A 15,059-nucleotide genomic window follows, 5' to 3' on the forward strand; every position below is an offset into this window, starting at 1 on the left:
ATGAGAGAATACTTGGTTACAATCCGACTTTTAATGTTGTTTTTTGCCTTGATTATTCCGGTTTTTGCTATTAGTCAAAATAAAAAGAAAATAGCAAAAGCAGAACTCGAAAGACCTCAGTATCGTAATCTTTTTGCAGCAGCAGGTTACAGCCAAATTGAAATAGATAAGAAATTAACAAAAGCATATTACGATGTTTTTGAAGGACCAAACAAAGTTTATTTTGAAGAAGGTGATTCGTTAGGATATGTTTCTGATGTTAAAAATAAGGATGCCCGTACCGAAGGAATGTCGTACGGAATGATGATCGCGGTTCAACTTAATAAAAAAGAAGTTTTTGATCGTCTATGGCGTTGGTCTGTAAAATATATGCAGCATCAGGATGGACCAAGAGAAGGCTATTTTGCATGGAGTGTGAATCCGGTAACCAAAAAACAAAATTCTCCCGGTTCTGCTTCAGATGGGGAATTGTATTATATAACCAGTTTGCTTTTTGCGTCTAATAAATGGGGCAATAATACAGGAATAAACTACTACAAGGAAGCCAGAAAAATATTGGATGCCATGTGGAAAAAAGACGGTACCAGCAATGTGCATAATATTATAAATACAGAGCATAAGCAGATTTCCTTTGTGCCTGAAGGCGGTGGATATCATTGGACAGATCCTTCTTATCATGTTCCTGCATTTTATGAAATATGGGCATTGTATGCCAAAGACGGGCATGAGCAGTTTTATAAAGAATGTGCTGAAGTTTCTCGTAATTTTTTGCATAATGCCTGCCATCCTGTAACAGGTTTAACTTCAGATTATACAGAGTTTAGCGGGGAGCCTCATCCTACACCGTGGATGCCTCCTGCATTTCGTTATGATTCATGGCGTGTTCCTATGAATATAGCGATGGATTATACCTGGTATGGAAAAGATAAAAAATGGCAGGAAGATTATGCGAAGAGATTTCAAAATTTCCTTAGATCTAAAGGATTAGATACTTATGAAGATCAATTTAATCTGGATGGATCTACTCCTGATTTTATTCTTCAGGCAGGGCCAGTCAAAAAACTAAGACATTCTATGGGGTTAGTGTCAACAGCAGCAACAGCGTCATTAGTCAATCAGGATAAAAATAGTATCGATTTTGTTCATGCGATCTGGAATGCCAAACTCGAACCTTATGATGACGGTTACTTTGATCCATATTATGACGGGTTAATGTACCTCTTTAGTTTAATGCACCTTAGCGGAAATTATAAGGTTATAGCCCCAGAGCGTTAGTTAAATTTAAAAAATAAGAATAAAAATATGAAACAGTATATAATTGTTATTCTATGGATGTTTGTTTTGTCTGGTGGTGCAGGTTTTGGACAAATGAGCCAGACTTCAGTTCTTGAAGATTTTAAACCTTCAATAGTTAATCAGCCTGGACAAGAATATCCAAAAGTCTCAAGGTTATGCGTGATTTCAAATTTTAGTTCTCAAAGCCAAGTCTATTGTAGTAAATCTTGGATTTTTTCTCATTACGCGCTCCTAAGCGTAGGTGTTTTATAAACCTGAAGATTAATTAAATATGAATCAAAGATCAAGCTTCTTTTTATAAGCTGTGGCAGCCGTGAAAGGCCGGAATCTGTAAAAAAAAAGCTGAAAGATTCCGGATGCAAAACGGTTTCTTATGTTTCTGAAAATACAGGTCATGAATTTTTGACCTGGCGACGTAGTTTCAAAGAAATGGCATCTCTTTTATTTAAAGAGTAGTGATTGGCCTATGTGAATATTGCAAAGAATTTCTATTTAAGAATGAAAAAAAACAACCAAATAATTAACCAAAACTTTATTAACTAACCATTATGACCAAAATTTTATTTTTTCGGAAAAAAAACTCAAGAGCTGGTTTTCTTTACCAGCCTGAAACCCTCAAACTTTATGAGGAATGTAGGAGTAGCAAAACAAAAGAGCTATTCAAGAATTATTTGCTCAACAACTGGAGGCTGGGTACAGTCAGTTTTGTAAAGACAATTTATCATTCACGGATTCAGATAATCTCATTTAGGCAGTGACAACTATAAATATATGGGATTGTAAATAGCAGCCTGAATTAAAGTAAAAAGTATTATCAATTTCCGGCTGGAAAAAATATAAAATTAATTTAATCAAGTCTGTATCTGTTTGTCGATAAATATTGATAGCAGTATAAAGTATAGATCAAGTTCAAAATATTTAAATAACATGAAAATAAAATTATCTAAAATTCTAAACGGAGCCATGTATCTGCCTTTAGGAGTTTTGTTTCAGTTTTTGTTTATCACCCAATTATCAGCTGCGGAGAATCGCTTCTCTGATTCAAGATATATTACAAACGGTACTATTAAGCAGGAAATTACAGTTAGTGGTAGGGTAACATCATCAGAAGATGGTAACGGTGTGCCAGGAACTACTATTTTGGTAAAAGGCACAGCCAATTTAAGCGTTACTACTGATTTCGATGGAAGATATACAATTAATGTACCTTCTGATGCTGTTTTAGTATTCAGTTTTGTAGGGTTTAAAACTGTTGAAAGGCAAGTTAGCAATAACAAAGAGATCAACGTGGTATTAACACCTGAGAAAACAATCCTGGATGAGGTTATTGTAGTAGGGTATGGAAAACAGAAAAAAGAAAGTTTAGTAGCTGCAATTACTCAGGTTTCTGGAAAAGTTTTAGAACGTGCCGGAGGTGTTCAAAGTATCGGCGCCGCATTGACTGGTAATGTGCCAGGTTTGATAACATCAGCCAGTTCAGGTATGCCTGGTGAGGAAGATCCTCAGCTTTTTATACGAGGCGCAAGTACTTGGAATAACGCACAACCTCTTATTTTGGTTGACGGTGTAGAGCGACCAATAAATAGTGTTGAGATAACTTCGGTAGAATCTGTTTCGGTATTAAAAGATGCGTCAGCTACTGCAGTTTATGGAGTTAGAGGTGCAAATGGTGTAATACTTATTACTACTAAACGCGGTCAATCTGGTAAAGCATTAATAAGGACTACTTTTAATTCAACTGTTAAAACCCTTTCTAAATTGCCTGCTAAGCTAGATTCTTATGATGGATTAATGGTTAAAAACAGGGTCATCGAAAACGAGTTGGCATTAAGTCCATCGAGTTGGAGTGATTATGTCCCTCAGGCTATCATTGATAAGTATCGATACCCGGCAAATGTGCAAGAATCTGAGCGTTATCCTAATGTAGACTGGCAGAAGGCTTTATTTAATGACTATGCCATGTCTTATAATGCGAGTTTAAATGTAAGCGGCGGAACGAAATCTGTAAAATATTTTGCAAGTGCTGATTTTTTAAGTGAAGGTGATTTGTTTAAAAAATATAATAATAATAGAGGATATGATCCAGGGTATGGCTATAATCGTTTGAATGTTAGGAGTAATTTAGATTTCCAAGTTACCCCCAGTACAGTGTTTAAAATTGGTCTTGCTGGCTCTCATGGAGAGAAGAAAAGCCCTTGGGGTGCTTCTGGTGGTGAATATACGATGTGGGATGCTGCGTACTCAACTGCTCCGGATGTTTTTCTTCCTTATTATGAGGATGGTTCTTGGGGATATTATGCGCCAAATCAAGGAAAAGCATCAAATTCTGTGAGAAATCTTGCGATAAGCGGTATTCAATTTGTTACAACAACAAGATTAAATACGGACTTTACAATTGAACAAAATTTTGACAAATTGCTGAAAGGACTAAGTTTTAAAGGAATGGTTGCTCTGGATAACACATTTGTAGAGGGTGATAGAGGAATAAGTGATTTATTTAATGATGTACAAGAAAAGTATATAGATCCGGTTACTGGCGTTGTTCTTTTCAAAAAAGATTATGATTCTAATAACAGATTTGATTTTCAAGAAGGTATAAAGTGGACAACCACAGGAGGCAGTGTAAGAGATTTTGCAACTTCACGTAAACTTTTTTATCAATTGCAGTTAAACTATCAAACAAAAATTGCTGAAAATCATAATGTAACAGCCTTGGGACTTTTTAGTAGAGATCAGTATGCTGTTGGAAGTGAAATTCCGCATTATAGAGAAGACTGGGTATTCCGTACTACTTATAATTATGCCAATAAATATTTTATAGAATATAACGGAGCTTACAACGGATCTGAAAAGTTTAGCAAGGAGAATCGTTTTGCATTTTTCTCTTCTGGTGGACTAAGCTGGATTGTTTCAAAAGAAAATTTTATGAAGAGTACGGAATCTTTCCTTGATTTATTAAAGATTAGAGCTACTTACGGTGAGATCGGTGATGATAATGTTAATGGCAGATTTCTTTATCAATCTCAGTGGGCTTATGGCGGTAATTCGGTTTTAGGAACAACTGGAGAAGGAGCAGAAGCAAGCCCTTATACTTGGTATAAACAAGCAACAGTTGGTAATGAAGATGTACACTGGGAGAAAGCAAAGAAAAGTGACATAGGTCTTGATTTTGCTTTCTTTAAAGGATTCGTCTCGGGTACATTTGATTATTATCAAGAAGATAGAACAGATATTTTATTACCGGGCAATAGTAGAGCAATACCCTCTTATTACGGTGCGGTAGCACCAGTAGCAAACTTAGGTGAAGTTCAAAATAGAGGATATGAATTAGAATTAAAGTTCAATCATACTTTTGGGAATGGATTAAATGTATGGTGGACAACCAATTTTACTCATTCAAAAAATAAAATTATAAATGCAGATAATCCTGAGTTGTTGCCAAATTATCAAAAAAGCGAAGGATATTCTATTGGTCAGGCTCACTCGTATGTAAGCCAGGGCTACTACAATACTTGGGATGAGTTGTATGCCAGTACAATTCATAGCACAAATGATGCGACTAAGCTTCCAGGTAATTTTAATATCCTTGATTACAATGGTGACGGTATCATTGATGCTAAAGATAATATTCCTTATGGCTATACAGGAACACCACAAAACACTTATAATAATACAGTTGGTGTTAATTGGAAAGGGTTCAGTGCGTTTGTGCAGTTTTATGGTGTAAATAATGTGACCAGACAAGTTGTTCTTACCAGTTTATCAGGTCAAAATCATGTTGTGTATGATCAAGGAGCATACTGGTCACAAGATAATACAAATGCAAGTCAACCAATGCCTCGTTGGCTCGCTACAGCTAGTGAATATAACGACGGGAGCAGGTATATGTATGACGGATCCTACCTTCGTTTGAAAAATGCTGAAATCGCTTATACTTTCGACGGAAAAAGGAATTGGATAAAATCATCAGGGCTTCAAAGCATACGATTTTATTTAAATGGAAATAATTTGTTTCTATGGTCTAATATGCCCGATGATAGAGAAGCAAATTATGCAGGAACAGGCTGGGCATCACAAGGTGCTTATCCAACTGTAAAAAGGTTCAATTTAGGGGCTAACATTATATTCTAAAATTTTAATTATGAAGAATTATATTAAAATAATATTAAAGTACAGCTTAGTTTTAGGCTTATTTATACTTTCAGGATCTTGCAGTGATTATCTTGATAAATCTCCTGATTCAGATATATCTCCTGAGGAGGCTTTTAAAAATTTTGAAAATTTTCAAGGATTCACCGAGGAATTGTACCAATGCATTCCAGATTTTACCAATGGATATTGGACCAATTCATGGAATTGGGGAGAAGATGAAATTCAGTCTACTGCTCGTGATTTTCACTTTATATGTAAGATAGAAAAAGGAGATTTTTGGGGTTGGCAAAGAGAGTATGACGGATGGCAGGCAGGCTGGATGAACAGAAATAATGTAAGCACGGATAATGACCGTATGCATAAGGATTTATGGACATTGGGCTGGGCAGGTATTCGTAAGGCAAATATAGGTCTTGCAAATATTGATAAGATGACAGAATATACTCAAGAAGAAAAAGATTTAATCAAAGGACAATTATTGTTTTTTAGAGGATGGTTTCATTTTGAATTTATGCAGTATTTTGGAGGTCTTCCTTATATTGATGAAGTACTTCCTAGTGATCAGCCACTTAAATTACCAAGACTTAGTTATCAAGCATGTGCTGATAAAGCGGCCAGTGATTTCAGAGCAGCAGCTGACTTACTTCCTGTCAATTGGGATAATACAGTTATTGGAAAAAGAACATTAGGAAAAAATGAACTTAGGATCAATAAAATAATGGCTTTGGGATATTTAGGTAAAAATTATTTGTGGGCAGGAAGTCCGCTAATGAATAAAGTATCCACTGGAAATGCCGGTTATAATCAAGAATATTGTAAAAAAGCAGCAGCAGCTTTTGCCGAATTATTAAGTATTACAGAAAGCGGTGCTTCTCAATATAAATTAATGCCGTTTACAAAATACAGTGATAATTTTTATACCACCGGAAGTAACTGGAAAATGCCAGGAGGTACCGAAGCTATTTTTAGAGGTCCTTACTGGGGAGCAAACGGATCTAATTGGGGTACTTCTAAACAATATCAGCCAGCGCCTCAAATATGTGATGGAGATGTGAAATTCCTGCCTACAGCTAATTATGTTGATAATTACGGAATGGCGAATGGAAAACCTATTAAAGACATAACTAAAGCGGATCCAGATTCAGGATATGATCCAAACTACCCTTGGAAAGGCCGTGATCCTCGTTTTTACAATGATATTGTATATGATGGTGTAAAATGTGTCACGGGTTCTATGCCGGCTGCCGAAGAGAATAACCGTTATGCAAACCTGTATACAAACGGAAGCTACCGAAATATTAGTACGGGAAGCAGAACTGGTTATTTGCTTTATAAGTTTATTCCCAGAAGCGCAAATAAGTTTGACGACGGATTTGGATATGGTAACAATTTAAATATCCACCTTCCTTGGATGCGTTTGTCAGATATATACATAATGTATGCCGAAGCTGCAGCTCAAGGTTATGGTTCTGCTACAGGAAAAGATCCAAAATATTCTGGAAATGCTACAGATGCTATAAATGTAATTCGTGACAGAGCCGGAGTTGGACACATTGCACCAGAGTATTTAGGTTCGTTAGATTCTTTTATGAACGAGGTTAGACGTGAACGTGCTGTAGAGTTGAGTTTTGAAGGACACCGCTTCAATGATTTACGTCGTTGGTTATTATTGATTGAAAGTCCGTATACGATCAAAAAATCTATAGAATTTGACCGTGCATCTTCATTTGATGCAACAAAACCAAGCGAAAATAAAGTTGTCAATATTCGCGAGGAAGTGATCTTGGTGAGAAATTTTAGCGAAAAGCATTATTGGCTTCCGTTAAAAAATGCAGATGTAAATATGTATTTAGAGTTTTCACAAAATCCGGGATGGTAATTAAAATGATTGTTTTAAAAAATTTAAAAATAAAACTATAGAATAATGAGATATATACAACTTAAAATAGTGTTATGTTTTGTGTTATTTACTTTCTTACCTGCCAAAATTTTTGCTCAAATTGATCAGAAAATAAATTTAGCCGGAATTGTTATTGGATCAGAAGGAAAGCCACTTGAAAATGCAACTATTGTTAGTAAAAAAGATAATATTACAACAGCCACGGATAAAACCGGAAGTTATTCAATAAGCGTAACAGCTAATACTGATATAGAGATTAGTGCTATTGGTTATACTACACTTGTAATAAAAGCATCAACTGATATAACTGACATAAATTTAGATAAAGAAAATTCAAGTTTAGTTCAGATTGCTTTTAAGAAGCAAGAAAGTAAGGATTTAATAGGAGGCATTTCTTTTGTAAATGTGCCTGAAATTTTAGAAAAAAACTATACAACTTCTAGTTTAGACGGAGTTCAGGCTCTTGTTGGAGGATATAATAATGAGAGTATCTGGGGAATGAGAGGTTATTTAGTCTTAGTAGATGGAGTGCCCCGCGATATTAATACAGTATTATCTACTGAAATTGAACAAATTACTTTTCTAAAAGGAGTTTCTGCGATCGCACTTTATGGAAGCCGTGCTGCAAAAGGGGTAATTTATATTACAACAAAAAAGGGGAAAGTACAAAAACAACAAATTACCACAAGATTTGACAATGGAGTATTTATTCCAAAGAGCCTTCCAAAATATTTAGGCTCTGCAGAATATATGCATTATTATAATCAGGCACGTGTTAATGATGGTTTAGACCCAACATATTCTGATGAAACCATTTACAATTATTCAACAGGTAAAAATCCATATAGATATGCCGATGTTAATTATTATGCGCCAGAATACGTTAAGAAGTTTTATTTTAATTATGATGCAAATGTTGAGATAACAGGCGGAAATAAATCTGCACAATACTATACTGTTGTTAATTTTTCGTCTCAAGAAGATCCTCTACAAGATTTTGGTGAAGCTGCAAAAAATAAAAATAATAGATTTAATGTAAGAGGTAATGTAGACCTTAGGATTAATGACCGCTTCTCGGCAACAATCGGGGCAAATGCAATATACAGTAATTCAAGAGGGGTAAATACAGACTACTGGAACAGTGCTGCTACTTTACGTCCTTATTTATTTAGTCCGTTAGTACCTATTAGTATGATTGAGTCTACTGATGATGCATCAATGGCGCTTGTAAAAAATAGTAATTATATAGTTGATGGACAATATTTATTGGGCGGCACACAGCTTAATCCTACAAATCCTTTTGCAGCCATATACGCAGGTGGGCACAACACCTTTGTAAGTCGTCAGTTTCAGTTTAATACAGGTATTAATGTTGAGTTAGGTGATGTCATTAACGGACTGACTTTTCATACTGATTTTGCAGTTGATTATTCTAATTCGTATAACCAATCTTACAATAATAGTTATGCGACTTATGAAGCATCTTGGAATAATTATGCAGGCATAGACCAGATTACATCTTTAACAAAGTATGGAAAAGATTCAAAAACTGGAATTGAGAATATTAGTGGAAGCTCTCTTTCTCAAACGGTTGCTTTTTCAGGGCAGTTTAATTATAAGAAAAAAATTAATGAACATAATAATTTATCAGCAATGCTTATTGGCTCAGGATTTCAACAGAGTTTCTCTGGTGTTTATCATAAAACAAGTAATGCTAACTTAGGTTTAAATTTATCTTACAATTTTGATCAAAAATACTTTGCAGAGTTCAATGGTGCATTTGTACATTCTGCCAAATTTGCAAAAGGTAATCGCGAAGGATTTTATCCTACAGCGTCTTTAGGATGGAAAATATCTGAAGAAAATTTCATGAAAGATTTGACGGCCGTCAATAGTCTAAAATTGAGTGTTTCGGGAGGTGTTTTAAATACAGATTTAGATGTTTCAAATTATTATTTGTATGAAAGTATTTATAATCAGACAGATGGAGCCTGGTTTAGTTGGAGAGATGGAGCTCTAAACAGAAGTACAGATGCCAGAAGAGGAGAAAATTTAGATTTAGGTTTTGCCAAGAGAAAAGAATTAAGTTTTGGGTTAGAAGGAGTATTCTTTAAGAACTTAGTCACCTTAAATACTAACTTTTTTGCCAATGAAGTTACCGGAAATGTTATTCAGGCTTCAACTTTATATCCAAATTACTTTGTTACGGGCTTTCCTAACACCTCATTCCTGCCATATATTAATTATAATAATGATAAACGTATTGGGTTTGATTTTGATGTAAGATTCAATAAAAAAGTTGGAAATGTTGATTTAGCACTTGGATTTACGGGGACATATCTAAAAACAGAAGCATCTAAAAGAGCCGAATTATACGATGATAGTTACCAAAATAGACAAGGCACAGCTTTAGATGGACTTTGGGGACTTAGAAGTGATGGCTTTTTTAAGGATGCACTAGATATTTCCAGTTCACCTTCTCAAACTTTTGGACAAGTTAAACCAGGAGATATTAAATATATAGATCAGAATGGTGATGGCATTATCAATAATAGAGACGAAGTTTATTTAGGCAGAGCGGGTTGGAATGGAGCTCCATTTACTTTTGGTATTAATTTTACTTCTAAATGGAACAATTTTACATTTTTTACAATTTTCACAGGACAAACGGGGGCTTATGCGATGAAAAATAGTTCTTATTTCTGGATGGATGGTGAAGACAAGTATTCAATTAACGTACGTGACAGTTGGACAGAAGAGAATAAAGAAACGGCAAGCTATCCAAGGTTAACTTCATTGAACAGCGATAATAATTTCCGTTCGTCAGATTTCTGGATGTACAGTACTAACAGAGTAAATCTTTCTAAAGTACAACTTACTTATGATTTTCCAAAAAAGATGCTTCAGAAAACTTTTTTTAATGAACTGAGTGTTTATGCACTTGGATCTAACCTGCTGACGCTGTCTCAAAACAGAGATGTTATGGAATTAAGTATTGGAAATGCACCACAAACGAGATACTATAACCTTGGTGTTAAAGCATTATTTTAAAATTAAAAAACACTTAAATTAATTATTATGAAAGTAAAAGTATTAATTTTTATATCAGTTCTGTTTGTTTTTTGTAGCTGTGATGATTTGATTGATCCGGCAATAGAGAATAATAGAGGACTTAAAGATATGTATGCAGAAGCTGAATATGCACAAGGAATTCTTCTTAATGCTTATACAAGACTGCCCGGAAATTCCTGGTCATTTAATGATGTAGCAACAGATGATGCTGTAACAAATAATATATCAAACAATTATCTTAAGGTAGCGACTGGTCAATGGACTTCAAATTTTAATCCATTAGATCAATGGTTAAATTCAAGATCAGCCATTCAGTATCTGAATATTTTTTTAGCGGAAGCTCCGAAAGTGAAATGGGCAAAAGACGAAAATGTAAGCCTTCTATTTAGAGATCGTTTAATGGGTGAAGCTTATGGACTAAGAGCTTTATACATGTATTATTTGTTGCAGGCACATGCAGGAACAGCTACTAACGATCAACTACTAGGAGTGCCAATATTATTGCAACCGGAAACTGCAACTTCAAACTTTAATGTTGCCCGTTCGTCTTTTGAAGATTGTATGAAACAATTGTATAGTGATGTAAAAAAAGCGACTGAATTGCTGCCATTAGATTTTGAAGATGCTTTAACACTACCTCCCGGTCAAAATAATTTAAACGATTATAATCGGGTTTTTGGACAATATGCAAGACAAAGAATGTCTTCCAGGATTGCACAAGTTGTAAGAGCACAGGCAGCCTTATTAGCCGCTAGTCCAGCTTTCAGTACAGGAAATACAACAACTTGGGAAGATGCCGCTAAATATGCAGGGGCATTGTTGAACCTCAATGGAGGAGTTCTTGGAATAGCTTCTAATGGATTGAATTGGTACAGTGATGTTGAAGAGTTAAAAGGTATAGGAGCTGGAGTTAACCCTCCGGAAATTCTTTGGAGAAGTGATATTGCTGACAGTAATAATTTAGAAAGTGATAATTTTCCTCCAACTCTTTTTGGAAAGGGACGTATCAATCCAACACAGAATTTAGTTGATGCTTTTCCAATGGCAAACGGTTATCCTATTACTGCTGCCAGTAGTAATTATGATCCGGCAAAACCTTATGAAAACCGTGATCCTCGTTTGAAAAAATTCATTTTAGTAAACCTGTCAACCGCCGGAGTCAGTAATTCTGTAATTACGACAGCTAGTGATGGTACAACAAATGATGCCTTAAACAAGGTTGGTACATCAACTCGTACAGGTTATTATATGAGAAAATTATTGAGGCAAGATGTGAATTTAAATCCGACTTCAATTAATAATCAGAGACATTATAAACCACGTATGAGATATACTGAATTGTATCTTATTTATGCAGAAGCTGCAAATGAAGCATGGGGACCAACAGCAACAGGCTCCATAGGATTCTCAGCCTATGATGTTATTAAGGCTTTAAGAACAAGAGCTGGAATAGTTCAACCTGATTCTTACTTGGAATCGATTAAAGCTGATAAAACGGAAATGCGAAACTTAATTAGAAATGAGCGCCGTTTGGAGTTATGCTTTGAAGGATTTAGATTTTGGGATTTACGCAGATGGGATTCAAATTTAAACGAATCAGCAAATGGGGATAAAATCCAAGGAGGAATCCATCAAAAAATTACTGTAGAAAACAGACTTTATAATGAGTATATGAAATATGGGCCAATTCCATACTCAGAAGCACTTAAATTTAATGCTTTACTCCAAAACAAGGGATGGTAGAACATTAAGGTTCTACTTAGTATATAAAGAAATTTAATATAATTAAAGAAAAATGAAAAACAGAATTTTATTAATGCTAACAACTGTATTTGTATCTATGATTTCATGTACTAATCAAGATGCAGAGTTTGATAATTTTGATTATCAGTCGGTTTATTTTGCGTATCAATACCCTGTCAGAACTATAACATTAGGAGAAGATATCTTTGATACAACTTTAGACAATCAGCACAAGTGCAAAATAATGGGGACTTTAGGCGGTGTATATAAAAATGATAAAGATGTAACCATTGATATTGCTGTTGCAAATTCATTGACTGCCGGTTTCTTATTTAATGCCGGTGAAAATGAAATCGTTGCAATGCCAAGCAGCTATTACAAACTTTCAAGTGATAAGATTGTTATTCCAAAAGGTCAAATTACAGGGGGAATAGAGGTGCAATTAGCGGATGCCTTTTTTGCAGATCCTCAATCGATTAAAAAGACATATGTTATCCCTATTGAAATGAAAAAAGTAGTTAATGCGGATACCATCCTCGCTGGAAAGGCTCTAGTCTCTAATCCATTAAAACTGTTAAGTACAGATTGGAGTGTTGCACCCAAAGATTATATTTTATATGCTGTTAAGTATGTAAATACTTGGGATGGTAATTATTTAAGAAGAGGTAAAGATGTTATTGTTGGAAATAATGGAAATACATCACTCAATAGAATAGTTGTCAGACATAAGACCTACGTGGAAAATGATCAGGTTTCCAAAATTAATACGCTATCATTAAATACCATTGATTTTCCTGTTGTTGTCAAAGATGCTAATGGAGTTAATATTAATTTTAATCTGACGCTTACATTTGATAATGAAAATAAATGTACAGTCTCAGGAAGCAGTACATCGTTTACAGCAAGCGGGACGGGTAAATTTGTAAAAAAAGGAGAAAAGAACAGTTGGGGAAGCAAAGATCGTGATGCCCTTTATCTTGATTATAAAGTAAATTTTCAAGATTTTAATCTAGCTACAAAAGACACATTAGTATTACGTGATAGAGGTGTTACTGCCGCTGTTTATAATCCAGTTAAAAAATAATTGAAAAATTTTATAAAAATTTAAGAAGATGAATAAATTATACAAAAAATTGCTATTGTCTTCAATTTTGATGATGGCCGCATCCTGTACAAACGATAATGCTTTAAAGTACAATTATGATAAACCTGCCAGCATAGCGAATCAGGAAGAAATTAATTCTTATTCTGATTTAAAAAGTTATGTAGATCGAACTGCTAACCCTAATTTTAAATTAGGCGCAGGTATTTCATTGTCTGATTATACAAGTAAAAGTTTGATGTATAGATTAGTGAATAAGAATTTTGATGAGATTACTTTAGGTTATGAAATGAAACACGGCGCAATAGTAAAATCAGATGGAAAACTGGATCTTGATAATGTCAATAAATTACTAGCAACTGCCAATGAGGCTAATGTTTCTGTCTTTGGACACACTCTTTGTTGGCATGCCAATCAAAATGCAGCTTATCTAAATAGTCTCATCGCCCCAGATATTTTGTCATCAACAGGTCCAGGCTGGGATCTGGTAACTGCAGCAGATTTTGAGACTGCAGACGCATCAAATTATCAATACAATTCTAATGTAGTGGCATCTTTTACAGCTGTAGGCCAAGGAGCTAACGGAATAGGCAGGGCATTAAAGTTAAATAACGCAGTTGTTCGTACCAATGATTGGGAGGCACAGTTTTACTTAAAGTTTTCTCCGGCTGTACAAGTAGGTGAAAAATACACACTTAGTATGGATGTGCGTGCAGATGTTGACGCATCTTCTCCTACTCAGGCACAAATTACCGCAGGGAATTATAAACATTGGGATTTTTTCGGCTCTATTTCTTATACTCCCATCTGGACAACTTATAGTAAAGAGATTACAGTTACTACTGAGATGGCAAACTGTGGAGCAATAGCCTTTAATCTTGGGAAGACTGCTACTAATTTTTATTTTGACAATATAACCTTGAAAAAGTTTAACGCAACTGGCAGTATTCAGACAAAAGATAAAACACCTGAACAGAAGAAGGCTATAATTGGTGACGCACTGGAGAAGTGGATAACAGGAATGGTTAAAAACTGCGCACCCTATGTTAAAGCCTGGGATGTTGTTAATGAACCAATGGACGATGGAAATCCTTATGAATTAAAAACAGGTATTGGTAAAGTAAATATGGCTGCCGATGAATTCTACTGGCAAGATTATCTAGGGAAAGATTATGCTGTTGACGCATTTAGACTTGCCAGAAAAAACGGTAATGCAACAGATAAGTTATTCATTAATGACTATAACCTTGAGTATAGTATTGATAAGTGTAATGGTCTTATCCAATATGTCACTTACATTGAAAGTAAAGGGCAAAAAATTGATGGAATAGGTACTCAAATGCACATCGGTATTAATTCTGACAAAGAAAAAATTAATACAATGTTCAAATTACTTGCAGCTACAGGAAAGCTTATAAAAGTTTCGGAATTGGATGTTGCTGCGGGACTTAATCCGACAGAATCGGACCTTAAAAAACAAGCAGATATGTATAAATATGTTGTAGATATGTATGTCAAAAACATACCCACAAATCAGAGATACGGAATCACTGTTTGGGGACTAACGGACAGTAAAACAGATTCGTCCTGGTTGCCAGGACAACACCAAGGTTTGTGGGATCTTAATTTTACCCGTAAGTTTTCGTATGCAACTTTTGCAGAGGGACTTAAGGGAATGAAGTAATAATTATGGAATTCAATTTATTATTTAAGTTATAGAAAGGATGATGTTCTCGTAAAGGAAACATCTCCAATTGAGGCTGCGTTATCGCGGCCTTAAAAAATGGGAAAATA

The 15,059-nt window shown here is 34.9% G+C and carries 8 protein-coding genes; all 8 read left to right on the forward strand.

The window, feature by feature from the left end; all coding sequences use genetic code 11:
- The 8 genes from CHB81_RS03380 (at position 1) to CHB81_RS03415 (ending at position 14,949) form a co-directional block, all read left to right on the forward strand.
- Positions 1-1,275: a glycosyl hydrolase family 8 gene (locus tag CHB81_RS03380; protein WP_089350477.1), complete on the forward strand. Its 1,275-nt coding sequence runs from the start codon at positions 1-3 to the stop codon at positions 1,273-1,275.
- A 27-nt stretch (positions 1,276-1,302) separates the two neighbouring features.
- Positions 1,303-1,548, forward strand: a complete 246-nt coding sequence (locus CHB81_RS26790) for a hypothetical protein (RefSeq protein ID WP_176427479.1) — start codon at positions 1,303-1,305, stop codon at positions 1,546-1,548.
- Between the two features lie 675 nt (positions 1,549-2,223).
- Positions 2,224-5,427, forward strand: a complete 3,204-nt coding sequence (locus CHB81_RS03390; protein ID WP_089350478.1) for a TonB-dependent receptor — start codon at positions 2,224-2,226, stop codon at positions 5,425-5,427.
- A 10-nt stretch (positions 5,428-5,437) separates the two neighbouring features.
- Positions 5,438-7,327 carry a RagB/SusD family nutrient uptake outer membrane protein gene (locus tag CHB81_RS03395; protein ID WP_089350479.1) on the forward strand — a complete coding sequence of 630 codons (1,890 nt, stop codon included), beginning with the start codon at positions 5,438-5,440 and terminating at the stop codon, positions 7,325-7,327.
- A 45-nt stretch (positions 7,328-7,372) separates the two neighbouring features.
- Positions 7,373-10,399, forward strand: a complete 3,027-nt coding sequence (locus CHB81_RS03400) for a SusC/RagA family TonB-linked outer membrane protein (RefSeq protein ID WP_089350480.1) — start codon at positions 7,373-7,375, stop codon at positions 10,397-10,399.
- Positions 10,400-10,426: 27 nt separating this feature from the next.
- Positions 10,427-12,163 (forward strand): RagB/SusD family nutrient uptake outer membrane protein, encoded by a 1,737-nt coding sequence (locus CHB81_RS03405; protein ID WP_089350481.1) that lies wholly within the window; start codon positions 10,427-10,429, stop codon positions 12,161-12,163.
- A 52-nt stretch (positions 12,164-12,215) separates the two neighbouring features.
- On the forward strand, positions 12,216-13,247 hold the full coding sequence (locus CHB81_RS03410; RefSeq protein ID WP_089350482.1) for a DUF5627 domain-containing protein: 1,032 nt from the start codon (positions 12,216-12,218) through the stop codon (positions 13,245-13,247).
- Positions 13,248-13,275: 28 nt separating this feature from the next.
- On the forward strand, positions 13,276-14,949 hold the full coding sequence (locus CHB81_RS03415) for an endo-1,4-beta-xylanase (RefSeq protein ID WP_089350483.1): 1,674 nt from the start codon (positions 13,276-13,278) through the stop codon (positions 14,947-14,949).
- The last annotated feature ends 110 nt before the right edge of the window (positions 14,950-15,059 follow it).

It is taken from the genome of Flavobacterium sp. ov086, from assembly GCF_900187965.1.
Lineage (GTDB): Bacteria > Bacteroidota > Bacteroidia > Flavobacteriales > Flavobacteriaceae > Flavobacterium.